Annotated in this window: 28 protein-coding genes and 1 riboswitch; of the genes, 9 read left to right on the top strand and 19 right to left on the bottom strand. The window is 44.9% G+C overall.

All coding sequences use genetic code 11. From position 1 onward, the window contains the following. The first annotated feature begins 184 nt into the window (after window positions 1–184). The 3 genes from KZ793_RS15575 to KZ793_RS15565 are packed head-to-tail and all read left to right on the top strand — an operon-like array spanning window position 185 to window position 1,527. Window positions 185–604 carry a hypothetical protein gene (locus KZ793_RS15575; protein WP_225816172.1) on the top strand — a complete coding sequence of 140 codons (420 nt, stop codon included), beginning with the start codon at window positions 185–187 and terminating at the stop codon, window positions 602–604. Window positions 605–662: 58 nt separating this feature from the next. Next, window positions 663–1,064, top strand: a complete 402-nt coding sequence (locus tag KZ793_RS15570; protein WP_225816171.1) for a hypothetical protein — start codon at window positions 663–665, stop codon at window positions 1,062–1,064. Window positions 1,065–1,122: 58 nt separating this feature from the next. Further along, window positions 1,123–1,527, top strand: coding sequence for a hypothetical protein (locus KZ793_RS15565; RefSeq protein WP_225816170.1), 405 nt, complete (start codon window positions 1,123–1,125; stop codon window positions 1,525–1,527). Here the strand turns inward: KZ793_RS15565 and KZ793_RS15560 are convergent. From KZ793_RS15560 to KZ793_RS15545, 4 genes are all read right to left on the bottom strand, one after another. Continuing rightward, window positions 1,515–2,345 carry a DUF4225 domain-containing protein gene (locus tag KZ793_RS15560; RefSeq protein WP_225816169.1) on the bottom strand — a complete coding sequence of 277 codons (831 nt, stop codon included), beginning with the start codon at window positions 2,343–2,345 and terminating at the stop codon, window positions 1,515–1,517. The two genes, KZ793_RS15565 and KZ793_RS15560, sit on opposite strands and share 13 nt — an antisense overlap. Window positions 2,346–2,352: 7 nt before the next feature. Then, window positions 2,353–2,832, bottom strand: a complete 480-nt coding sequence (locus KZ793_RS15555) for an Hcp family type VI secretion system effector (RefSeq protein ID WP_225816264.1) — start codon at window positions 2,830–2,832, stop codon at window positions 2,353–2,355. A gap of 174 nt (window positions 2,833–3,006) precedes the next feature. After that, window positions 3,007–4,056 (bottom strand): nicotinate-nucleotide--dimethylbenzimidazole phosphoribosyltransferase, encoded by a 1,050-nt coding sequence (gene cobT, locus KZ793_RS15550; RefSeq protein ID WP_225816168.1) that lies wholly within the window; start codon window positions 4,054–4,056, stop codon window positions 3,007–3,009. Between the two features lie 10 nt (window positions 4,057–4,066). After that, entirely contained in the window at window positions 4,067–4,678 is a 612-nt protein-coding gene (locus tag KZ793_RS15545; protein ID WP_225816167.1) for an adenosylcobalamin/alpha-ribazole phosphatase, read from the bottom strand. A 525-nt stretch (window positions 4,679–5,203) separates the two neighbouring features. On the opposite strand from KZ793_RS15545, the gene KZ793_RS15540 reads away from it, so the two are divergent. Continuing rightward, window positions 5,204–5,500 (top strand): type II toxin-antitoxin system RelE/ParE family toxin, encoded by a 297-nt coding sequence (locus KZ793_RS15540; RefSeq protein WP_225816166.1) that lies wholly within the window; start codon window positions 5,204–5,206, stop codon window positions 5,498–5,500. Window positions 5,501–5,509: 9 nt separating this feature from the next. Continuing rightward, on the top strand, window positions 5,510–5,815 hold the full coding sequence (locus tag KZ793_RS15535) for a HigA family addiction module antitoxin (RefSeq protein ID WP_225816165.1): 306 nt from the start codon (window positions 5,510–5,512) through the stop codon (window positions 5,813–5,815). Window positions 5,816–5,861: 46 nt separating this feature from the next. Here the strand turns inward: KZ793_RS15535 and cobS are convergent, their stop codons facing one another. The 15 genes from cobS to KZ793_RS15460 all read right to left on the bottom strand — a co-directional run bounded on the left by cobS (window position 5,862) and on the right by KZ793_RS15460 (window position 18,980). Then, entirely contained in the window at window positions 5,862–6,608 is a 747-nt protein-coding gene (gene cobS, locus KZ793_RS15530) for an adenosylcobinamide-GDP ribazoletransferase (protein ID WP_225816164.1), read from the bottom strand. Beyond that, window positions 6,605–7,150: a bifunctional adenosylcobinamide kinase/adenosylcobinamide-phosphate guanylyltransferase gene (gene cobU / locus KZ793_RS15525; protein WP_225816163.1), complete on the bottom strand. Its 546-nt coding sequence runs from the start codon at window positions 7,148–7,150 to the stop codon at window positions 6,605–6,607. Before cobU ends, cobS begins: the two co-directional genes overlap by 4 nt. Beyond that, on the bottom strand, window positions 7,147–8,685 hold the full coding sequence (locus KZ793_RS15520; protein ID WP_225816263.1) for a cobyric acid synthase: 1,539 nt from the start codon (window positions 8,683–8,685) through the stop codon (window positions 7,147–7,149). The genes cobU and KZ793_RS15520 overlap by 4 nt, the downstream gene beginning before the upstream one ends. A 189-nt stretch (window positions 8,686–8,874) precedes the next feature. After that, window positions 8,875–9,588, bottom strand: coding sequence for a cobalt-factor II C(20)-methyltransferase (locus KZ793_RS15515; RefSeq protein WP_225816162.1), 714 nt, complete (start codon window positions 9,586–9,588; stop codon window positions 8,875–8,877). Further along, window positions 9,588–10,382: a sirohydrochlorin cobaltochelatase gene (cbiK, locus tag KZ793_RS15510; RefSeq protein ID WP_225816161.1), complete on the bottom strand. Its 795-nt coding sequence runs from the start codon at window positions 10,380–10,382 to the stop codon at window positions 9,588–9,590. The genes KZ793_RS15515 and cbiK overlap by 1 nt, the downstream gene beginning before the upstream one ends. Window positions 10,383–10,395: 13 nt before the next feature. Then, entirely contained in the window at window positions 10,396–11,181 is a 786-nt protein-coding gene (locus tag KZ793_RS15505; RefSeq protein ID WP_225816160.1) for a cobalt-precorrin-6A reductase, read from the bottom strand. Further along, entirely contained in the window at window positions 11,178–11,903 is a 726-nt protein-coding gene (locus KZ793_RS15500; RefSeq protein WP_225816159.1) for a precorrin-3B C(17)-methyltransferase, read from the bottom strand. The genes KZ793_RS15505 and KZ793_RS15500 overlap by 4 nt, the downstream gene beginning before the upstream one ends. After that, the gene (gene cbiG / locus KZ793_RS15495) at window positions 11,897–12,958 is read right to left on the bottom strand and encodes a cobalt-precorrin 5A hydrolase (protein ID WP_225816158.1); all 1,062 of its coding nucleotides are present in this window, start codon (window positions 12,956–12,958) and stop codon (window positions 11,897–11,899) included. Before cbiG ends, KZ793_RS15500 begins: the two co-directional genes overlap by 7 nt. After that, window positions 12,939–13,712, bottom strand: coding sequence for a cobalt-precorrin-4 methyltransferase (locus tag KZ793_RS15490; RefSeq protein WP_225816157.1), 774 nt, complete (start codon window positions 13,710–13,712; stop codon window positions 12,939–12,941). The genes cbiG and KZ793_RS15490 overlap by 20 nt, the downstream gene beginning before the upstream one ends. Next, on the bottom strand, window positions 13,705–14,274 hold the full coding sequence (locus tag KZ793_RS15485; RefSeq protein ID WP_225816156.1) for a decarboxylating cobalt-precorrin-6B (C(15))-methyltransferase: 570 nt from the start codon (window positions 14,272–14,274) through the stop codon (window positions 13,705–13,707). The genes KZ793_RS15490 and KZ793_RS15485 overlap by 8 nt, the downstream gene beginning before the upstream one ends. After that, window positions 14,271–14,864, bottom strand: a complete 594-nt coding sequence (locus KZ793_RS15480; RefSeq protein WP_225816155.1) for a cobalt-precorrin-7 (C(5))-methyltransferase — start codon at window positions 14,862–14,864, stop codon at window positions 14,271–14,273. The genes KZ793_RS15485 and KZ793_RS15480 overlap by 4 nt, the downstream gene beginning before the upstream one ends. After that, window positions 14,861–15,997 (bottom strand): cobalt-precorrin-5B (C(1))-methyltransferase CbiD, encoded by a 1,137-nt coding sequence (cbiD, locus tag KZ793_RS15475; protein WP_225816154.1) that lies wholly within the window; start codon window positions 15,995–15,997, stop codon window positions 14,861–14,863. Before cbiD ends, KZ793_RS15480 begins: the two co-directional genes overlap by 4 nt. After that, window positions 15,994–16,626, bottom strand: coding sequence for a cobalt-precorrin-8 methylmutase (locus tag KZ793_RS15470; protein ID WP_225816153.1), 633 nt, complete (start codon window positions 16,624–16,626; stop codon window positions 15,994–15,996). Before KZ793_RS15470 ends, cbiD begins: the two co-directional genes overlap by 4 nt. A 15-nt stretch (window positions 16,627–16,641) precedes the next feature. Further along, window positions 16,642–17,601, bottom strand: a complete 960-nt coding sequence (gene cbiB, locus KZ793_RS15465) for an adenosylcobinamide-phosphate synthase CbiB (protein ID WP_225816152.1) — start codon at window positions 17,599–17,601, stop codon at window positions 16,642–16,644. Then, window positions 17,598–18,980 (bottom strand): cobyrinate a,c-diamide synthase, encoded by a 1,383-nt coding sequence (locus KZ793_RS15460; protein WP_225816151.1) that lies wholly within the window; start codon window positions 18,978–18,980, stop codon window positions 17,598–17,600. The genes cbiB and KZ793_RS15460 overlap by 4 nt, the downstream gene beginning before the upstream one ends. 14 nt (window positions 18,981–18,994) lie before the next feature. Between KZ793_RS15460 and KZ793_RS22580 the strand changes: the two genes are divergently transcribed. The 4 genes from KZ793_RS22580 (at window position 18,995) to KZ793_RS15445 (ending at window position 23,342) form a co-directional block, all read left to right on the top strand. Beyond that, window positions 18,995–19,117: a hypothetical protein gene (locus KZ793_RS22580; protein ID WP_255562387.1), complete on the top strand. Its 123-nt coding sequence runs from the start codon at window positions 18,995–18,997 to the stop codon at window positions 19,115–19,117. Continuing rightward, a riboswitch (cobalamin riboswitch) is annotated at window positions 19,082–19,268 on the bottom strand. Its footprint overlaps the gene before it by 36 nt. Before the next feature lie 470 nt (window positions 19,269–19,738). Continuing rightward, the gene (locus KZ793_RS15455; protein ID WP_225816150.1) at window positions 19,739–20,335 is read left to right on the top strand and encodes a TorD/DmsD family molecular chaperone; all 597 of its coding nucleotides are present in this window, start codon (window positions 19,739–19,741) and stop codon (window positions 20,333–20,335) included. Between the two features lie 422 nt (window positions 20,336–20,757). Then, entirely contained in the window at window positions 20,758–22,272 is a 1,515-nt protein-coding gene (locus KZ793_RS15450; protein ID WP_225816149.1) for a trypsin-like serine peptidase, read from the top strand. Window positions 22,273–22,769: 497 nt separating this feature from the next. Further along, complete coding sequence (locus KZ793_RS15445) at window positions 22,770–23,342, top strand: hypothetical protein (RefSeq protein ID WP_225816148.1); 573 nt, start codon at window positions 22,770–22,772, stop codon at window positions 23,340–23,342. Window positions 23,343–23,782 lie beyond the last annotated feature (440 nt).

Raw genomic sequence — 23,782 nt, 5'->3', positions numbered from 1 at the left:
TTTTCGCATTATCTATTCTGATAACACTTTTCTCTCTCATTTCTATTACGACGGCAGTATCATACTATTAAATACAACAAACTTTTGAAAAACAGATCTAAAGAATGCATTTATTAAGTATAATAAAATTATAATTATGTTATGATAAGTCATTATATCAACAAAATATTATGAGATTGAATAGATGGATTTGGAAAAATTAAGAAAATTAACCCTCAGTAGTGGATTCACATTTAAAGAGCTTCTTATGCTACAAAGGACCTTTAAAAATCTTGACGATGACGAAAGAAGATATGTAATAAAGTATTATACAAAAAGCGATAATATTTACAACGTTATAATAGTGCTTGCTGAAGATGCCGGCGATCCAGTGTTATTTTTTGCTCTTATGTATATAGGCATCATAATAATGGAAATTTTCCTTCATAACGAAAATACAGTATCCTATTTATCATTAATATCGATTCTTTATATCATTTCAACCATTATATGCATATGTTATAAATCTTTTTATCACCGCTATCGTTATAATTTTTGCACCTGCATAAAATTAGTCATTTTCTATATTCGCCTCAAAATAAAAGAAAAATTTAAAAAACTATGATGCACGATAAAGAATAAATATGTAATGATAATAAAAACAGAAAAACGAGATTAAATAAATGGATTTAACTGACTTAAGAAAATTAATATTAAATAGCAAATTCACCTTAAAAGAATTACTTAAGATAAAGAGAAACTTTATTACCTTATATAAAGATGAACCTGATATTTATGATAAATACCAAAGCAAAACAGATTGTTTTTGTCATTATCTATTACTTATAGCTGAAGAAGTCGCTATACCATTAATATATTCAACACTAATTAACTTATTTATAATATCAGGAATGTTTTTCAGTGGAAAAGCATATGGAATTCCATTGATGTTTTCTATTTACTTATTTGTCTTAATCTCATCTTTTATTTATTACAGCCTTTCCGTTAGCTGTAATTTAATCATAGACTCAAAATTATTAATTCTCTATATCCATTTTAAAATAAAAAACAAATTAAACCGTTGAAATAATGAATTAAATATGGTAAAAATAACCCTATAATAAATAAATCGGGTCTAAATAAATGAACCTAACTGACTTAAGAAAATTAATATTAAATAGTGGATTCACCTTTAAAGAATTGATTAAGATAAAGAGAAACTTTATTATTCTACACAAAGATGAACCTGATATTTATCATAAATACCAAAGCAAAACAGATTGTTTTTGTCATTATCTACTATTTATAGCGGAAGAAATAGCGTTGCCGATAATATTATTAACCTCAGTTTATTCATTTATGATATTAGGTATGTTTTTCAGTGAAAAGACATATAGCATTTCATTAATGTTATCTATTTATCTATTTTTTACTATTTCGTTTTTTATCTACTACAGCCTCGCCGTTAGCTGTAATTTAATCACGGGTTCAAAATTACTAATTTTCCATATTCGTTTTAAAATAAAAACTAGATTTCAATCATCATAAAGTTCATATATGTCATCCATCAAAAGTTTAATTTTATATCCACCAATTGATAACTGAATGGTTAATATAGGATTTGGTGTTAACCGCCATTTTCTGGCAAGATCCTCATTAATATACCTAAATAATTTTCCCGCCCCCGGCTTTACAGGATAGCCCCCCGATATATTATTCTTTGATTTAATAGGCTTAAGCTTGAACATTCCATATGTTCCATATGCACTCGCCACTAAATCAACTGAACTATAAGCAACATTAGCTACATTATCATCATAACCTAAAGCATGAGAGATGTGCCGATATCCCTCCCTGAGCCAGCCTATATCTTGACTCTCATAGAGAATCGGACTAATAGCTTCATAAAAGTTATTACCTCCATGAGCCAACAAAACAACCCCCATAGACTGAACCTTTTTAGATCTTACCAATTTACCAGATTTAAAAACTGCAACACCAGCAGCTGTCTGAACAATACCAGCAACAACCCCACCGCCTATTTTTGCGTATTTAACCACGCCCTGATCTTCAAATATATCGGTTACAATATATTTGGTATAATCCTTACGCCTTAAAGCCTGATATTCTTTTTCCGTTATTTCATATTCATCTTTTACTTGATAAACCAATCTCTTCTTTTCATTTACATCAAAGGTATTTTTAAACTCACGTGTTTTTATATTAACAAAGTCATCAATTTCTTTTAAATATGACATTCTCAATCGGCTATCTTCTATAAAAAAGCTGGCAGCCAAGTGTGCTTTACGCTTCAATGACGAAGCGTAATTATTTAAATCATAAGAAAGATGGGATATCCCTTTCATAAAAACCTCAATAAACGTTGTCTTCCCATATACTATATGCACTGGTGCCGGACATAACATGTTCCCACGTTATTGACTTATACATTAAAGATAAACTTTCCTGTGGCTGGCATTCATTATGCGTAGATGAGTTTGGATAAAATCCATTCAATCCACATATATATGCGCCGGTGAGTTTTATCTTATAATAGAGTTCTAAACCACCTTTAGTTGATGTTCTGTAAAAATAAAAAATACATTGCAGCGATTCTTTATTAGTTATGGCTAACCCCAAAAGAGGAGAAGACTTATCTATTGGCTTTCTTATCTCAACCGGTTGATGATTAACATGTTGACCTCTGGTTATATTGGAAGTCAATTCATAAACAAATATATGGTCTTCATGACCAAGCTGACATGTATTACCAATAGAATCAACCGTTGAACATCCTTGTGATATTAATCCTTGCTTATCACCCTTAATTTCCAAATAGATTATACCCGTTATCTTTCAAGCTGCCTCTTTGTTGGCTGCACTCACTCACCCCGGTCACATAGTTATCTATGCTCCCGGGGATTCGCTCCCTTGCCGTCGCGATGCAACTCGAAATCTATTAGGTATAAATCAAATACCATTTTCTCCGCGTTATCCTACCCCGATAACGCTTTTTCTCTCATTCTTTTACAACGGCAGCACAATATTGCTATCGGCCAATAGCCCCATATTGTTATACATAGCACAAGCCGCATCCACCAGATGCATAGCCAACGCAGCGCCGCTCCCCTCCCCCAAACGCATGCCCAAATGTAAATAAGGTTCCAGTTGCAAGTGCTGCAATGCAATGATTGAGCCTTTCTCTGCCGATAAATGCGAAGGGATCAGGTAATGACGCACATCAGGAGCAATTCGACAAGCGGCCAGCGCCGCCGCGTAAGAGGGAAATCCATCCAGAATCACCGGCAGCCCGGCAGAAGCCGCACCAAGCATGACGCCCGTCATCCCCACCAAATCATAACCACCAATCTTTGCCAATACATCAATGCTATCTCTGGCATCAGGTCGATTGATTTCAATCGCCTGTTGCACAACCGCCACTTTATGATGCAAGCGTTCACTTGGGAAATTAGCCCCAATGCCTACAATCTGTTGTGGATGGTTGTTCGTAAAAACGCTGACCACAGCCGCCGCCGGCGTAGTATTCGCCATCCCCAATTCGCCCACGCCAAACAGTCTCACGCCATTTGCAACCTGTTCCAGCGTCAAATGTGCGCTTGCCAATAACAAATCTTTAGCTTGCTGACGGCTCATCGCTGGCCCTTGAGCAATGTTGCCACTGCCACGCCCCATCTTCATGTTCACTAATCCCGGCACAGGATCACTATCAATGCCCACATCCACAACTTTCACATCAGCACCCGCATTTGCCGCCAACACGCAAACACCGGTGATCCCTTTCATCATATTCTGCGCATGAATAGCCGTTGCTGACTTAGGCGATATAGTCACACCTTCGTCATAAACTCCATGATCAGCAACCATCACAATAATCTGCTTACGATCAATATGATGGCCCGACAATCCCCGCATTCCGGCAAGCTGAATCGCCAGATGTTCCAGACGTCCGAAGCTGCCTGTCGGTTTAACCAGCCCATTCAATCGAGTGGCAGTACGTGCCATCGCAACGTTATCCAATGGCACAATGGAATTAATGATCGATGACAATGTTTGCATGGCGCTATTCCTACGTCTCAGATTGCCAGCAAGCCCGGCTATTAAATGTACGCAATGTAGTAAATCCATGTTGGATTTCCACGATACTGTATGTTCCCTGTTCAAAATGAAAATGCCACATAGCAGCAGGCGGCATAGCTAGCAGACGCGCCAGTAACAAGCCCAATACTCCCTGATGAGCAACTAATAACAGATTATCCTGACTTTCTTGTATCAGCAGTTGCTGAACCACATTTTCTATCCGGGCCGCAAATGTTGGAAAGGTTTCCCCTCCGGTTGGTGATGCCTGTTGCCAATCGGCTAACCAGGCAGCCCAGGCTTGAGCATCTTCATGCTGTAAATCGTGATGATGGCGCATTTCCCATGCGCCGAAATGCATTTCATTAAGTTGCACATCAATGCTAGCTGATAGCGAATGATCGGCCAGAATAATCTCCGCAGTATGACGCGCCCGTCGTAACTCGCTGCTTATCGCTTGGGAAAATGTCACTGCCGATAGATAGTGGGCAACTTGCCGGGCCTGATTGATTCCCGTTTCAGTCAACTCCACATCCGTAATGCCACAGAAAACGCCACTCAGATTTGCTTCTGTTTGACCGTGCCGAACCAGAAATAGTCGCATTACCGTTACCCTACCTCAGATGTGTTTAAGGATAGCTAATTCAGAAACATGTAAGTTCAGATTCGTTTTTTTAGACTGACAGGAGACAATCACTCCGACTCCCCCTCTAAGAGAAAAAACTTATTTGAGAAATATTTTTTAACCGACCAAACACCGCTTCTATCAGATAACGTTTTCTCAGAACACCCTATAGCGATAATACCTTTTTCATTAGGTGAACATAATTTATCATAAAACGCTGCAAGCTACGTTACTGCTCATTCGCACAGATTAAAGTATTTCTGTTTTATACCCGTTATCTTTCAAGCTGCCTCTTTGTTGGCTGCACTCACTCACCCCGGTCACATAGTTCTCTATGCTCCCGGGGATTCGCTCCCTTGCCGTCGCGATGCAACTCGAAATCTATTAGGTATATAATTCCAGCGTATCATATGTTTTTTAGGAGCATATTGTTCCTTTTTGGTTTCACTATGCTTCCATTTTGGATACAATTATTTTATCAAGAATGAACTAGAGGAAAAGCCAATGATCGGTAGTTTTAGGGATGGAGAAATAGGCTCATTGGCAAGGTTCTACTTTGACAACATGCGAGGAGGAGACATACCCGCTACTATCATAAGTCCTTTACGTAGAAAGCTTTCTCTTCTGGATGCCTCCACTACAGAGAAATCATTGTTTTCTCCACGTAGTAATAACTATGAGCGTCTTTCAGGAAACTTAGATGGATGGTCTAGCATTCGTGTATCTATTCAATGGAGGCTCATTTTCCGCTGGCGTGACGGCTATGCTTATGATCTTTATCTTGATCCGCACAAATACTAAGGAAACTTTATGGATACCAGAACAGCAGAACCTACAACTGTAGGCGAGATGTTGACTGAAGAGTTTTTAAAACCCTTAAAAATAACCCAACAGCAGTTGGCGAATGCGATGGGTGTTTCTCGCAAGGTTATCGGCCAAATTGCGAATAATTCCCGGCGCCTATCCGTTGAAGAAGCCACGCAATTGGCCGGTTTATTTGAAACAGACGAGGATTTTTGGATTAACCTTCAAGCAGCTCATGATCGCTGGGAAAGTCGCCAAATTTCCGCCCGTAAACATTACGCGCCTATTACTGTTATTCTCTCAGCCAGCTGATGCTTGGCGCAAGAATAGGGAGTTGGACATTCTGTTAGGAAGTTACTCACAGTAACGCCAGTAAAAACACCAACTCCCCAACTTCCACAGACGCACCAAGAGTATCACCGGTCTGACCGCCTAATCGTCGATGCAGATAAACTGCCAGTAATCCAATCACCAATAATGTAATAACCAACGCCAACACACCAGACCAGCGCATCAGTAGAGCAATCAACACCGTCCCACCTAATAGTGTCAATAGTGTCTGATAACCATTAACCCGCCCGATATAGAGATTCCCTAACCCCATCCCTTCGCGGGCACAACGCTGGCGATACATTAACAAGATAATCGCACTCCTGCCCGCAACAGATGCCGCAGTCAAAGCCATTAACATCGGAGCATCACGCAGAGCCAATTCGCTCACCACCAGCACTTTCGCCAAAATAAGGAAGATCAATGCCAACCCACCATTTGTTCCCAAACGGCTATCACGCATAATCTCTAACATTCTTTCCCGCTTACGGGCAGAAAACACGCCATCACAGCTATCTGCTAAGCCATCAAGATGGAGTGCGCCCGTTAGCAACGCCAGCGCTAATACGTAACTTAATGCCGCCAATGGCTCACCACACCAAGGCGCCAATAAAGTAAAAACCGCCGCCGCAAGCACACCGACAATCAATCCAACCAATGGGAAACTCGCTATGCCACGCACGTACTGATCTATTTCCACTCCCTGCGTCCAACGCGACGGTACCGGAATACGAGTCATAAATTGTAAGGTGGCAAGAAACAAGCGCAGATTCATTTAATTTTCACCTCAATTCCCGATACCATCAAAAATACTTCACTGGCAGCCGCCGCCAGCCGCTGGTTAACCCTTCCGGCAATATCGCGGAAATGGCGGGCCAGACGGTTCTCCGGCACAATGCCCATTCCCAGTTCGTTAGTGACCAGATATATCGGGGAAGTCATGCAGGTACAAGCCGCTAACAGATCGCTAATTTGCTGCTGGATTCCCACCTCCAATACAGCAAAATCCATTTGTTCAGATGGCATCTCTCCAGCTTGCTCAAATAATAGGTTGGTAATTAAGGTGGTGATACATTCTAAGATAACCGCTTCTCCCGGCCGGGTTTGTGTCGTGATAACGGCACCGAGATCGCGATAGCCTTCCCATGTACGCCAATGATCCGGCCGATTTTCGCGGTGCAGTTGTATACGTTCAGCCATTTCACTGTCTGTCACTACGGCAGTCGCAATATATAACACCTGTTCACTCGCTTGTGCCGCCAGTCTCTCCGCCAGCACACTTTTACCACTACGAGCCCCGCCAGTGATTAAGATCACGGAGCCGAACCTTGTCGATGAGTTTTCATACACTGATAAATCCGTTCTATATCCAGATGTTCACGCATGGCTTTCGCCAAGAGGTCAAACTGAGTCTGTTTGTAGTGGGTATAATCCAGTATTTCCCCTTGATAAGCCGCCAATCCTTTGCGCTGACGCAAAGCGTTAAGCAGAGCGCGGGTAAAATTAGCGCTATCAAACAAGCCATGAATATAGCTGCCCATCACACTGCCTTCTCGATTAACCGCACCATCACACCAACCACCAGATTGGCCGTTACGTTCGGTAATATAGACAAACGGGGTTGCATCCGCTCCCAGTAACGAGCTGCCCATATGAATTTCATAACCGCGAATAGGCTGCTCAACGCAGTCTGACAGCAAGCCCGGCAATGCTAACAAGCACTGACCGTTTACCCTAGTCGTTACTTTTTCATGGGCAAAGCGGGTTTCCATATCCAACAATCCAAGACCATCCATCTGTTCAATACCCGATTCCACGCCATCAATGATCCGTTTCCCTAACATTTGATAACCACCGCAGATACCGATAACCGGAACACCCGCCTGATGTGCCGTTAACAAGGCATCCGCTAACCCGTTTTGCCTTAGCCATTGCAAATCTCCCAACGTGTTTTTACTGCCGGGCAAGATAATCAGATCCGACGGCTGCAACGCGGATGGTTGAGTCACATAACGCAAGCGGACATCCGGCTGCACCGCCAGCGCATTAAAGTCAGTAAAATTAGCAATATGGGGCAAACGAATCACGGCAATATCCAGCGCCTTTTCTGTTGCGCCATCATATTTGCCCATTTGTAACGCTACGCCGTCTTCATCTTCCAGATCAATATTCAACCAAGGCATCACTCCCAGTACAGGCACCCCAGTTAAAGCTTCAATCTGTTCAATACCCGGCTGGAGCAAGCTGACATCACCTCGGAATTTATTGATGATCACCCCTTTTACCCGTGCTTTCTCCTCCGGGCGTAGCAGTGCCAATGTGCCATAGATGGCCGCGAATACGCCGCCGCGATCGATATCTGCTACCAACAACACAGGAGCATCAACCATCTCCGCCATCCCCATATTGACAATATCTCGATCGCGCAGGTTGATCTCCGCCGGACTGCCAGCCCCTTCCAGCACAATGACGTCATATTCACTCGCCAGACTGTGAAAAACCTCGCAAATTTGCTGCTGTAAACTGGGTTTGTACTGGTGATACTCCACCGCATTCATGCTACAGGCCACTTTTCCCATCAACACCACTTGAGCTTTACGTTCGCTGGTGGGTTTAAGCAATACCGGGTTCATCCGCACATCAGGCTCGATACCTGCCGCCTCTGCCTGAAAAATCTGCGCCCTTCCCATCTCTTCACCGTTAACAGTGATACCAGAATTCAGCGCCATATTCTGTGATTTAAACGGGGCGCAGCGATAACCATCTTGAACAAAGATACGGCACAATCCCGCAACCAGTACACTTTTCCCCACATCAGACGCCGTACCCTGCAACATTAAAGACAAGCCCATCATGCTATCTCCTTCAATTATTGGTGTAGCAGAGCAAAAAACTGCTCCTCAGTTTTATACCGCAGCGAGCTTAGTTCACAATCACACCTTACCTGATGGAAAGGGTTGACCCGGCGATTAATGTATCCAATGAGTCAATATTCGCCACCATTGCCAACCCAATGAATATTTTTGCTGCCATACCAGCACTTATTTCTCAGTATGCCATTGTTTATTCACTAAAATGGTGGAGAAATAAGGTAGTTTCCGATCGGCATCCACCTGATCTAAACGGCGCCAGCACTGCTCACTTGGCAATGTAGCATCCGCCATCAACAAGGCATGTTCAAACAAATTCAGGCGTGCCAACAATGTACTCACGGCAGCAAAACGGTTATAGACTTTCATCAGCACCACGCAATCATGCGTTTGCAGTGCCTGTTCCAGCTCGGCTTCTGGCGCAGTACAAGACATTATCGCCATTGATTGCTGTTCCATCGCCAGTGGTAATACGGTACGCGCGGCAATCGCAGCAAAAGAGGTGATACCTGGGACAATTTCCAGCCACTCTTGCCGACCAATTCGCGCCAGCAAAAAGACCCACGTACTGAATAACATGGCATCACCAAGGGTAATAAAACCCACTTGCCGCCCCTGCGCCACTTCATCTTGCAGTTGCTGCGCCACTTCATCCCATACCGCCTGTTTCTCTTCGCCATTACTGTTCATCGGAAAATGGCAGGTACGAATTTCCGTGTGGGGCAACAGGTATTCACGCACGATGGAGAGCGCCAGACTATCCCCCCCTTTACGTCCAGCGGGGGCATAAAGCACATCAAGGCCAGCAAGTATTCGAGCTGCACGTACAGTAATCAGGTCACTGGCACCCGGACCGACACCTATAGCATAAAGTTTTCCATTCATCACACCACCTCCTGTTGTTCTGCCTGTAATGCGTCCGCCAGATGTTGAACGAACATTTCGCGGATCAGCGGATTTTCACCTAATCCCTGTAACCAAGATTGGGTTTTGATCCCAACAGCTTCCAGTTGAGAACGCCACGAATCCGGCTCGTCCGATGCCATATCGTTAATCGCATGATCGCCAGCCACCAGCATTAACGGCATCAAATGTACCTTACGTATCGCCTGACGTCGTAAGCGGATGATGATATTGTCGATTTCTGGGTAACTTTCCACCGCGCCAACCAACGCCGGGAAATTATGTGAATTCATCAAATGATCAAGGCACGCGTAGGCAGAAAAGGCATGGTGACTGGCACCATGTCCCATAAACACCACCCGCTCATCCTCGGCTAATGGTGGCATCTGACTTTTCAGGGCAATAAGCAGTTGTTGATAATCGGCAAAACGGTTAAGCAGCGGCGTACCCACTACTAAACGGTGAAAATGATCGCTAAAGGTACGCACTTCACTGACGATCTTTTCATATTCGTCACCGTTGATGACATGAAGGGATTGAATCGCGACATCCTGATAACCCTCATTGACCAAACGCTCCAACGCCTGACGTGGGTTATCCACCTGTAGGCCATCACGTTTTTTTAATTTACGGATGATCATTTCTGAGGTGAATGCGCGATACAGATCGCGATCACGGTAAGCCGCGGCCAGTTGTTGTTCACAGACATCAATATTCTTTTGTCGGGTTTGATGATAGCTGGTACCAAAGCTGATGATTAATAGTGCTTTTTTCATTTTATTGCCCTCATTATTCCTGCCAATTGGCCAGGTGTTGGACAAACTCATCCAGCGAACTAATCTGCTCTCCTTCATCTCCCTGTAAAGTCTGTGTAGGACGGCACACCACAATACAGGGAATACTGAGTGCCAGACAGGGAGCCACTTTCTGTTGATATCCCCCTTCGGCCCCAGACTCTTTTGTGATCACCACATCAGGGTGACAAAATTCATACACTGCATGATTGAATTCAGCCGTAAATGGCCCCCGCAACGCGATAATATGATCGACCCCCAATCCTAACGCTTCACACTGAATCAACACCTCGGCGGTCGGCAATACCCGTACCAACAACGTTTTTCCCGGTAGTAAACGCTGATACAGTGCCAGTTGCTTACTGCCGGTGGTGAGCAAGATCCGTTGCCCTAGTGTCCGGGCAACGTCGCAAGCCGCCTCTGTACTATTTACTTTGTGCAACAGTGGATGGCTCAGTAAGTCAATCTCACTGGGACGCTGATAACGAGTAAGCCGCAGTGACAAACGACGACAAGCTGTTATCACGTTGTGACTTAGTGCATCTGCGTAGGGATGAGAAGCATCAATCACCCAACGAACCTGATGCTGATCAAAGTAATCCACCATCGCCTCGGCATCCATTCGCCCCACCACCACATCGCCCTGAATATCACCCGCCAGTTGTTTCCCGGCATCAGTAGCAACAGAGAGACGATAACGTGCTCCTGCCGCGTCCAGTGCCTGACAGATCAACCGGGCATCGCTGGTACCGCCGAAAACATGGATAGCCGGATGGCTCATAGTTCATACCCCCGTGGCGTGATCATCAATCCATCACGGCAATAGGTCGTTTGATTGCCAACAATCACCAGACTGGTCATATCCACCGGGGAGAAATCCATCTCGCCGAAAGTAGTGATCCATTTATCCTGTTTTTTACGTCCGGCCGCTTTTACTACGCCAACCGGTGTCTGTGCCGCTTTCCACGGCCGCATAAGTTCAAATGCTTTGGCAAGATGCCCTTCCCGGCCACGGCTACGTGGGTTATAGAAACAAATAACAAAATCGGCTTGCGCGGCGGCAATAATACGTTTCTCAATCATCGGCCACGGCGTTAGCAGATCACTCAAACTGATATGACAAAAATCGTGCATCAACGGTGCGCCCAACAACGACGCCGCAGCAATACTGGCGGTGATCCCGGCGACCAACTTAACTTCAAGATCACACTGTTGCTGGCAAACCAACTCCAGCACTAAACCGGCCATGCCATAGATTCCCGCATCACCGCTGCTGATCAAAGCAACTTTACGACCGGACAACGCCAGATCGATCGCCTTCTGGCAGCGTTCAATCTCCTTGCACATACCGGTCTTAATCACTTCTTTATCCATCGTCAGATGTTTGACCAAATGGGTGTAGGTTTTATAGCCGACAATAATTTCAGCTTCGCGGATCGCTGCAATGGCATCCTGCGTCATCATGGATTCATTACCTGGTCCAATACCGATTACGGTTAACATGATTGTGATACCCCCAAAGTGATAGTGACGCCCTGCTGACGCAAGGTCCGACCAACCAATTTTCCTTCGCTCATCAACCAGGCGACAGGCTGCGAAACACTGCCAACCCCCACCGTCTGGCGGACAAAATCGGAAGCGGGAAAACGTTGTTCATGAAGACTTAACTCATTAACACTGAACAACTCAAACGGTACACGCCAACGCTGTGCAAGCTGATTTAGCGCTGGTTCATCCTTTTTAATGACAACACTACCGATGGCACGTAACGCCATCAGATCGAAATGGTTTTCCGCCATCTGCTGCTGCAATAGCTCAAGCACTGTTTGCAATGGCGTATCCCGGCGACAACCGATCCCGGCTACCACACGTTTCGGCACCAGTTTGTAAACCGGTAGAGGCAATGCCGGCAATGAATCTCGCAATGTGATACACACCAACGCATCCAGCGCTGGCAACGCCTCCAGACATGCTACCGGGACAAAACCCCGGATATCACACTGTTCACGTTCACTAAGTAGTGGCTCATCCCACCACAGCCCGACTTTCTGACCACTGACCAGCATTTGGTTTACCACTTTCACCACATGGCGAAAATCCTGCATATCGGCATTTAACTGAGTGGCAAGGGTGTCCAGCGCCGCCATCCCGTTAACATCCGTGGCGGTTGTAATCACCGGGTCGGCCCCTAACAACTCCGCCAAATGGTGAGTCAATGCATTAGCGCCACCTACATGACCGGATAACAGGCTAATAACATGCTGACCACCTTCATCAATCACTACCACGGCGGGATCATGCATTTTGTCGTTTATCAGTGGCGCAAGCATGCGTACCGTGATGCCAAGCGCCGCCACTACCACCAGCGCCGAATAATGCTTAAATGCCTCGCGCAACGTGTCGCCAAAACTGCCATTAAAAGGAAGAAACCCCGGCTCCAGCAGCTTTTCGCTGGTAAAACAGGTCAGAGGAAGATGAGTTTTCAACCGACGTACCAATCTGACCCCGCCCGGCGTCAGACAGAACACCGCAATCGACTCATGCCCGGCGATATTCATGGCTAAACCCCGCATCATAAAGCTTGGAATAGTGGTACTCCTCTCCCAAAAAAGCACCAACCAGAATCAAAGCGGTTTTACGAATACCCTCAGCCTGTACTTTTTCAGCAATATCAGCCAACGTACCGCGCACGGTTAGGCTTTCAGCCCAGGTCGCTTTGTATATCACCGCGACCGGCGTAGTTGCTGGATAGCCGCCGGCTTGAAGACGCGCAGCTACATGTCTCATTTTCTGTACAGAAAGATAAATCGCCATTGAAGTTTGATGAGCAGCGAAGGATTCCAACTGTTCGAGCGGCGGTACCGGTGTACGACCTTCAATCCGGGTAATGATCAAGCTTTGCGCCACTTCCGGTACGGTGTATTCCACCCCTAATTGCGCAGCTGCCCCAAGGAAAGCACTGACACCCGGTATCGAGATAAAACTGATGCCCGCGTCGGTCAAAGCTTCCCCTTGCTCACGGATAGAGCCGTATAACGAGAGATCGCCGGTTTGCAGCCGCACCACCAGTTTACCCGCACGTACACCATCGACCATCAGTGCAACAATCTGTTCCAACGTCAGACCGGCGCTGTCATGACACTCAGCCTCTGGCGGGCAATAATCTAATAATTCGATATTAATCAGTGAGCCAGCATAAATCACCACCTGCGCCTGTTGCAGCAAACGGTAGCCTTTCAAGGTAATTAACTCCTTATCACCCGGTCCGGCCCCGACAAACCACACTTTTCGGGGATCAAAATATTCAGACATCGATCTTCTCCTTGTAACAGGAAATCAGATAAGTCGGATTATTCGGTTTGAAATAGTGACCACTACCAAGGGACGCCAGAGTAGAGGCTTGTAGCTGTATACACTCCAACTTACTGATCTGACAGGTCCGCAAATGTGCCAGTGCATCATTCAGGTTATTCAGCAAAATGAAAGTCAGTACCAAACGGCCACCGGGGTACATGTGATCCAGTGCCCAATCGATCAAGGCAGTCAATTGCCCACCACTGCCGCCAATAAATACGGCATCTGCCATAACATCCAATGCTAACGGCGCTTCTCCTGCAATGATCTCCACATTATGACAACCTAGTCGTTGACGATTCTCCTCAATCAAGGCCAGTGCCGCCGGGTTGCGTTCAATAGCAGTCACGGTTAACGCCGGGAAGCGTAACGCCGCCTCCAATGCCACACTGCCGGTACCCGCTCCCACATCAATCAACTGGCTGGCATGATTCAATTCCAGCCGCTCCAATGCCAGTGCACGAACCGGTTCTTTGGTCATCGGCACTTTCTGTCCGCGTAAAAATTCGTCATCTCTCATAAGATCACCACCACGTTCATGTCATAGTCAGTCGCCACCGCTTCTGGCCGCAGACGGTGAATACGCTCATTAGGCAAAGAGAGGTTTTCACCAATAATCAATGTACGGCTCAGGCCACGCGCAATAATGGCCTCCGCAATTGCCCGCGGGCCAACGCGCCCATCAGTTACCATCGCTACTTTGTCGTGTTGCAGAATCCAGTCGAAATCCGGGGTACGCCCGTGACTGCTGGTCAGATAGATATCGTTCATATCCAGCGCCGCTTTGGCACACAGATACTGAATTGAACTGATACCGGGAATGATGCGCAGATCATCTGCGGTAAAATATTCAGATAACAATTTGCCGATGCCATACAACAGCGGATCGCCGGACGCCAATACCACAATATGACGGGTACTGTTGTTCTGTAGCCAAGCAAGCAAACTGGCAAGATCAGCATCCAGTACCCGGGTTTCGTGGGTGACACCGCTAAATATCTCCAGGTGACGTCTGCCACCGACCAGTACCTCCGCGTCAGTAATATAGTGCTGCGCCTGTGGCGTCAGATACGCCGTATCACCGGGACCAATACCGACAACAGTGATCATCGCATCTCCTCCAAAATGTCGTTCAACGGTCGGCTGGTGCCGAGGATCTGATTATCAAAGGAGAACATAATGGCGTCACAGCGCGGTGGATTAACCGCAAAACGCAACATTTCACTCATTCGTTCACAAATGCGTTCAGCGATACGGTCATAAACCGCTTGCAAGCCGTGTTCTGCAATCAGTTCCATTGCGGCTTCTGTGGTATCGCAATGACTCACCTCTAACAGCAGTGCCTGCGACGCCCCCATCAGTGCCAGATAAGCAATCAACGTTTCCATGCGGCCATCAGCAATATGGCTGTGAGTATGGAAAATTCCTGCGGCCACTTTCACCAGTTTGCCGGGATGTCCCACCAACATGATATGGCGGAAGCCAAGCCGTACCGCTTCCTGCAACATGTAACCCACGAAGTTACTCATAGTTACTACTAGCTGACCATCAAGCCCCAATTGTTCACGCACAAAACGTTCACCATGATTGCCGGGAACCAGAATGACCTTTTCAGCCCCCGCTGAACGTTTCATTTCTAGCTCTATTGCCAATGAGCGTTTCCAACTCTCTTCCGACATTGGCGTGACAATACCGGTGGTACCAATGATGGAAATGCCACCCAGTATCCCCAATCGCCCGTTGTAAGTTTTCTTTGCCCGCTCTTCACCTTCCGGCGCGAAAATTTCCACCTCCGCGCCCCGTAAAGGACCGATAGCTTCCCGTACCGCTGCCTCAATGGTCTGACGCGGTGTACGATTAATGGCAGAGCTACCTACCGGTAATCCGACACCCTTACGGGTAACCGTGCCAACACCTTCCCCACCCCGCAGATGGATCTCACCGTGATCGCACAAGGTGACACGGGCAAAAATCAACATGCCATGAGTGGCATCTACATCGTCGCCACCGTCTTTACGGATAGCGGCGGTCGCCTGTTGGCCTTCAATCAGCGGCTGTTCGACGTTAAGGCGCAATGTCACGCCAGAAGGAGTAACAATAGAAACATGGTCAATAACTTGCTGACGCAACACCATCAATGCGGCAACCTTAGCGGCAGCGGTAGCACAGGAACCGGTGGTATAACCTTTGCGATACTGTTTACCGTTATGCCAGATGCTGTCTAGTTGCATCGTATCGCTCATTGTGCCTCCTGCAACCGGTACAGAATGGCATTGATAATCGCCGCCGCGATATTACTTCCCCCTTTACGGCCTGCGGCTGCAATATAAGGCAATTCGCTTTGCATCAACGCCGCTTTCGATTCTGCCGCGCCGACAAATCCGACAGGCACCCCAACCACCGCCAATGGTGAAGCCTGCCTTTCCAGCAAACGAAACAGGGCGGTTGGAGCGTTACCGAACACGAATATCTTGTCGCCTTCCTCAGCTAATGCGATATCCACCGCTGCCATAGAACGGGTAATACCCTGTGCTTTCGCCATCGTTACCACCCGCGGATCACTGATATAACAACGGCATTCACAGCCCATTTGCTGTAACAACGCTTTATTGATACCGGACTGAGCCATCGTGGTATCGGTATACAGAATGCACCCCCGGCGCAATGCCTCAGTAATACGAGTCAGCACATCCGGTGAAAACCACAAAATATCCAGCCAGTCAAAATCTGCGGTGGTGTGGATCACCCGTTTAATCACCGCTTCTTGCATCTCATCAACAAAACGATAATCGGGGCGCTCACTGGCAATAATATCGCCAATGATTGCGAAGCTATTCTGTTCAATTTGCTGAGGTTTCTGGAGATAGTTCATATTCGTTGCCCTTTTCTAAGCCATTCCGACCAACAGTAAGCGCAGCAACGCAAACAACAGTAAGGCCAATTGCGAAGCTATCATCATCAAGTGGATACTGAGCGGGATATCCGTCAGCGCGATTTCACGGCGTTCATCACCAATCCAGGGTTTATCTACCCGTTCACCAAAGTAGTAATTCGGACCACCAAGGCGAATACCCAAGGCCCCAGCAATCGTCGCTTCAGGCCAGCCACAGTTAGGACTGGCATGTTGATAACGATCGCGCCAGCCAATACGCAGTGCCTGGCGAAAATCAAGCCGGATGAACCAAGCCGCCGCACTCAATAACAGCCAACTCAACCGCGCCGGTAACCAATTCGCCAAATCATCCATGCGAGCAGAAACATACCCAATGGCGCGGTATTCCTGAGTTTTGTACCCCACCATTGAATCAAGGGTGTTAACTGCTTTATAAGCCATTGCCAACGGCGCACCACCAATCATCAAAAAAAACAGCGGAGCAATAACCCCATCAACGCTGTTTTCCGCCACCGTCTCCACTACTGCGCGCGTGATTTGCGGTGCATCCAGTTGAGAAGTATCGCGCCCGACAATCCATGACAATTGCTGGCGACTCTCATCCAATGAGCCCTGTTGTAATACGCCATGTACCTCTAGCGCAGTGTCACTCAGACAACGGCCTGCCAACAGGGTATAAATCATCCACACTTCGACCAGCCAGCCGACCCAAGGATGAATGGAGTGCATCAGCCACAGGCATCCCCAACTCACCAACCACGTCAGCCCAACAACCACTATCCATAGCCCTGCTCCACCGACTTTCAATGCACGTTCACTGTGACAACAGCGCCGAACCGCCCGTTGTACCAGAGAGATCAGCTTACCAATCCAACGCACCGGATGAGGCCAATGTGGTGGATCACCTAACCAGCTATCGAGCAAGAAAGCAGCAAACCAGGCAGCAAGTGTCACAATAGCCTCCTTGCAGACCTCAACCAGCGATCAAGCAGACTAGGACGCTGAGCAAAATGGATATGAAGATAACTGGCTAGCGTTTGCTGTACCTGATAGCCTCCGGCCCATTGCTGTATTGCCATCCCGTCACGCCATTTAGTACAGTCAAAAACTGAGGGCACTGAGCTGATAAAATCAGAATAATGAAACTCGTGGCCCCGTAAAATCTCACCTTCCGCGGCCAGCAAAGTGTCAACACGGGCCTGTGCCTGACAGTAACCAAAGCGTATCAACCGCGTACCCATATGGCTTTCCCCCGGCAGAATACCGGCCATCTGGTGGCTCGCCCCCTCTCCGTCGGTCAACGATTTGCCAAGGTACATCAGACCACCGCATTCAGCATAAATGGGCACTTGACGGCAATGCGCATCCTGTAAAGCTTCCCGCATGGCACTATTGGCAGCCAACTTAGCGGCGTATATTTCCGGGTAACCCCCACCGAGATAAACCATCTGACAATCGGGTAAACGGCGATCATGCAGTGGACTAAAACGGTGAATACGCACTCCAGCTCGTTCTAACATCTCCAGATTATCTGGGTAATAAAAATTAAAGGCTTCATCATCTGCCAACGCTAACGTCAAGCCATCAGCCAATGCGGGATCAGGCAATGATGGTGCTTCACCCTCCGGTAAAGTAGGACAGTCACAAAGCGCCAACAGACGATCAAGATTGATATGCGCCTCCACCTGCTGAGCCAGCCGCTGCCAGCGAGCATCATTGTCAACCTGCTCTTGGGCAGGAATAAGACCAAGATGACGAGACGGTAACGACACATCCTTCATCATTGGCAGACGCCCTAGCACCGGAACACCACAATAATGTTCAATCGCATGACGAATAAGTTCGAAATGATTTTCAGAATTGACGCGGTTAACAATGACGCCCGCAATCGTGAGAGAGGGATCAAAACGACAAAAACCCAGAACAGTTGCGGCAACAGAAGTCGATACTGCCTTACCGTCCACCAACAAAATCACCGGGCATCCCAACTGCTTAGCCATTGCCGCGCTACTGCAATAGTTTGGGTTGGTACCATAACCATCATACAACCCCATCACACCTTCGATGACCGCTACATCAGCATGACGCATATGCTGATTATAAAGACCATTAAGCGTCGCTGTTGGCAGCATGAATGCATCAAGATTACGAGATGCTACGCCACACACAGAGCTGTGCCAGCCGCTGTCCAGATAATCCGGCCCCACTTTAAACGGCTGGACAGTCAACCCTCTCAACATCAATGCCCGCAAAATGCCAAGGGTAACAGTAGTCTTACCACAGCCACTACCCGTACCCGCGATAACAAATGCCTTTCTACCTGACCATTGCATAGAAAATTCCCGATATGTCGATCGGAAAAGGAGCGCCAATAAGACGTGCCAACACCGCGCACACCACTTGGATGACAACTCGCTTCCCACCGAAGGAGTTAATGTCTCGTGCCTGTCAGGTCGGTCTTCTGGCTTAGCGTCATCCTTCCCCGCAACCTTCCCAGTCTTTCCGACCAGTGGCATCAGCGGAGTTGTCAGCATCACAGCAGCGGGGGCTGCGGAGGATTTTCACCTCCTTCCCAACCACACTATTAAGGTGTGGTATTAACCCAACGGCGATTTATACCCTTCATCTTTCAAGCTGCTGCTTTGTTGGCTACTTTCACTCACCCCAGTCACATAGTTATCTATGCTCCTGGGGATTCGTTCACTTGCCGCCTCGCTGCAACTCGAAATCTATTAGGTTTATTTATTTTTAACGCGGTCTACTTTTCAAGTTATTAAATTATTAGATAACTAATGATATATATTCACTTTTACCATAATAACCTTATTAAACCCGTTGAATTAAAATGCAGATTAAATATATATTTTCCACACTAATAAAACCGCTAATTTTATTATTTTCGGCGATAAACTTATGCACTTCATAACAAAAATCACCGTCAATCTGATGACAAAGATAGTAACAACACCGCAACAGATTAATCGTTGATCATAATCAACTATCTATTCATAACATATAAGCTTATGATGTTGTTTATCGTAAAATCGCTGCTTACATCATCTGTATAACCCAATCACAACGAGAACTGCTAATGTTATTAGATACCGCTGTCCCTCGCATTATTGGTGCCTGTTTTTATTACTCACCGAAATCAGAACAAGTCCGCCCGTTAATTCCATTGCTTGTCGATATTGATAAATTATTTCCCTGGTCAGATAACTGCAAAATAGAAAATCTGACCAAAAAACTCGCTACCTTCTCGGCCGAATCTCTACAATATGACTACTCCATCCTGTTCGAAGGGCAAGGTGTTATGCCAGCCCCACCTTGGGGCTCGGTTTATCTGGACAGAGAAAACGCATTATCAGGTGAAAGTACGCTAGCTTACCGGGAGTTTCTGGCAAAACAGAATATCGTCATGTCCAGTGAACAACGGGAACCTGAAGATCAATTCGGTCTAATGCTGCTGGCCTTAGTTTATATTTTAGAACAAGGACATAAACCTGCCGCACGCACCCTGTTGGAACAGCATTTACTGCCATGGGCCTACTGTTATCTAGAATTAGTTCAGACAACTAAACTGGAAAATGATTTTTATTCCATTTTAGCCACTATTACTATTGACTATTTAAAAACATTGCAAACTGAATTGAAACTCATTCCGACAAAGCTAGAATTATTTCGCTAACACTTTTATTATTCTACAATCAATGCTCCGGGTAATAAATTTAGTAACAACTAATAAATATACATTCTCCCGGAGTTCAACTCTCATTTAATCAACTCATCCTTTATAACAACGAATTTATACCAGAAAAACCTTTATAGCCCGTTCTCGTTCCATTGAACGTTATAGCCCTATTGCAGTATATAAAACTATTTAGCTGATTTTTATGTTATTTATTATTGGCTCTGGATAACAGGCACCCAATAGAATGATTTTATGCGCTAAAAAAACTGTCTATTAATTCATAAATTAATAAACATTAAATACTCATATAGAGGATTTATTAAAGTTCTAAAAAACTCTTAGCGATAAATTTTTCTTCATTGAATGTCTGTTTCCATTACATGGAAAGATTAAAAATGTAAACAACATGAGGTAAAAACATGAGAAAAACCTTTTTAGCTACACTTATTACAGGGATTATGTCAACAAGTTGTTTCGTACAAGCACTTCCCGAAAATAACAACGAACATATTGCTGATCTGCAAGACAATACCAGCAACGAAGCTCCGCTATTAAAATCTACCGATCCGGGTGCTGAGCGATTTAAGCATGTGGGAAAACTAAGCGGTCGTGGTCTGTGTACCGCGACACTTATTGCCGGTTCAGAAACCCCTGATGCCAATCAACAAGCCCTTATTCTCTCCGCAGGCCATTGTTTTGACTCTTCATTAGATACCAATGAAGTCGTGATTGATCAACCTGTAGGTCCTGGTTGGACATACACACCAAATTACTTTATTGACTTAATCAATAAACACCAACCTGTTGGTGTTGATAGGGTTTTATACGCAACCATGAAAGGCGGTGACCTTGCAGTTTTCAGACTTAAAGCAACTTATGGTGAGTTGGCAAATCGCGGAATACTGCCAGTAACTTTACACAAAGATTATGCACCATCAGTAAGTCAGCCGATTGAACTTGCCCACATTCCGGCCAATGGCATAGCGGGTGATAAACGCTATCTACGCTATTCAGCTTGCTCCATTACTGGAAAAACGCCTCTCGTGTATGAAGGTACATGGGTTTGGTCTCCGGCCGTTTCTGTTGATTGCGCCGGTGTTGCGGGAGGAACTTCTGGTTCACCGGTTATATTGAAAGATCAATCCAAGATAATTGGTGTATTAAATACCACCGTCGATCGAAATTACACGGGTTGTGGTGTTAATCGGCCTTGTGAGTTGGTTAAGGATAAAGGTTTTTCACGTGAAGGTGACAGTTATTATATTCCTGTTGATAAAATTGCACGTGCATTTACCCCTGATGGAAAACTGGATTTAAGTAAATTTGATGATGGCAAAGGGATCACTATTAACGCTGGTGGCCCACTAATTACTAAGAGCACAGTTAACAACAAGCCTGCCACTTGGAATTTACATCTTGAGGAGCAGGGTTTTGATAATATTCGCTATAAAGGAGGACTTGCGAGTAATATTGATTGTTCAGATCCTAAAGGATACGGTAAACCTATTCCAGTCACTACACAACCGCTGGATAAACTTACCGTTCCTTCCAAAGAAGGGATTTACGCTATGTGTGTCATTGGACAACATTCTGCCAATAAACTCTGGCAGAGTACGTCTAACGCATCAATAAAATTACGTGAAATTGATGACACACCTCCGACAATAAAACCAACAACAAGATTAGTTTTTGAAACAGAAGATAGTTGGATTGTTGATCCTATTTTTAACCCCTATGAAATTGTTGACTTACGTGTAAAATCAGGTCCATTAAAATCCACAAAATGCGACGATGACACAGGTTACTCTATTTATAGAAGAATCCCGCTTTCTCTTAAAAAGAAAGATTCCCCAGTACGCTTTTGTGTATATGGCTTAGATCAAGCGGATAACAGAAGCCCAATATATTTTAATGATTTTAAAGTTAACAAATAAATTTTTAAAACTGGCCAGCGCTTGCTGGCCTTCTTTATTTTCACTTATAAATATAAAATCAATTAAAACCTCTCAATTTTTCTCAAGTGCGATGTGATAAATATCACCTTTATCGACATTAAGACACAAACATACAGATGACACTTTTTTATAATTGATGGAATTATTTTAAAGTTAGACAAAACCTATTTGTTATTATTTACATAATAAACCATATCCGTAAAATATATATTCAGCAACATTCCACCAAGTTACATCCTGATATACATCAGAAATTTAATTTAAAAAAAACAACTCAACATATAAAAATATGAATTATACTTATAATTATCGTTACGATATCAATAACGTTCAACAACACTTGCTTAAGTGAAAATAAAATAACCCTAATGGGATGAGCTCTTAATATCCTATGGAAGCTATCTGGCGGGTAAAAATTGACTCACAAAAATCACCTAATAAGGTTCCAAATAATTTCATCAAAGGAGTTTATTAATATGATAACTTTGAAAACTTTAATTGGTACAGCTATTATCATTTTAGCTTCGTCAACACAATTAGCTTTAGCTGCTGAGACAAAAGAAAACATTACCGACAAGGAGGCGACACTGGAAATTTCAGAGGGTAAAATTTCTAATTTATCAGCCACATATGCACTACAAATTAAAAACTCATCAGCGACAAAGAGTATTACCCTTGTTACGCAATCATCTAATTGCATGTACGATAGTGGGGACGAAAAAATACGTTTAGAAGCAGGTAAAACTTATCTTGGAAACCTGAAAGATAATAATAACTGGGTAGATGGGTGTACAAATGAAACTAAAACTGTAGATTGGAATGTTAGTTATATTAATGTTGCCAATACAGACACAGAAAATTGTACACTAACATTTCGTCATGGTCGTGGCCATGCAAATTCAGATGGATCTGGCCCAGAATGGTATACATTGATTAAAGGATGTCCTGATATAGTTGAAAATGCTATTTGTGGAGGACAAATTTGTTATAATAGCCAAGCCTACTGGGTAAGAAATCGAAGTGTAAATATAGAATTTTCTGTTAAATAAATTTGGATGTGTTAGTTGAAATTTTATCTAAAATTGAGAGTTGCCTGTTTTGATATGGTTAACAAATCTTATACAAGATTACAGGTAACTCTCCAATTTATTTAGTTAAACAAATCTCCAGAATTAGAATACGCAAAGCAGAAAAAGATAACGACTGATACAGTTCATAACCAATCCGTTTCCACCATGATTGGGGAAGATGCGTATCTTGCCAACATATGTGATCTGTTCTGACCATTGATGGGTTGTTTTATGCCCAAAAATTGCTCACAATTACATCACTCACAATACTATTCCCCATAATCGTCATTTTGGTCATTTATTAATACACGGATACCGCCAATTTTTACCCTTTTTATTCCCACTTAATGCTCTGGCATACTGCTTCAACACCGGGTTACTGTTAGTTTACAAATTCCAGAAAACCTTGGTTTAGTGGA

It is taken from the genome of Photorhabdus antumapuensis (assembly GCF_020387775.1).
GTDB classification, from domain to species: domain Bacteria; phylum Pseudomonadota; class Gammaproteobacteria; order Enterobacterales; family Enterobacteriaceae; genus Photorhabdus; species Photorhabdus antumapuensis.
Note: the sequence above shows the minus strand (reverse complement) of the source record. Positions and strands in the feature narration are given on the sequence as shown.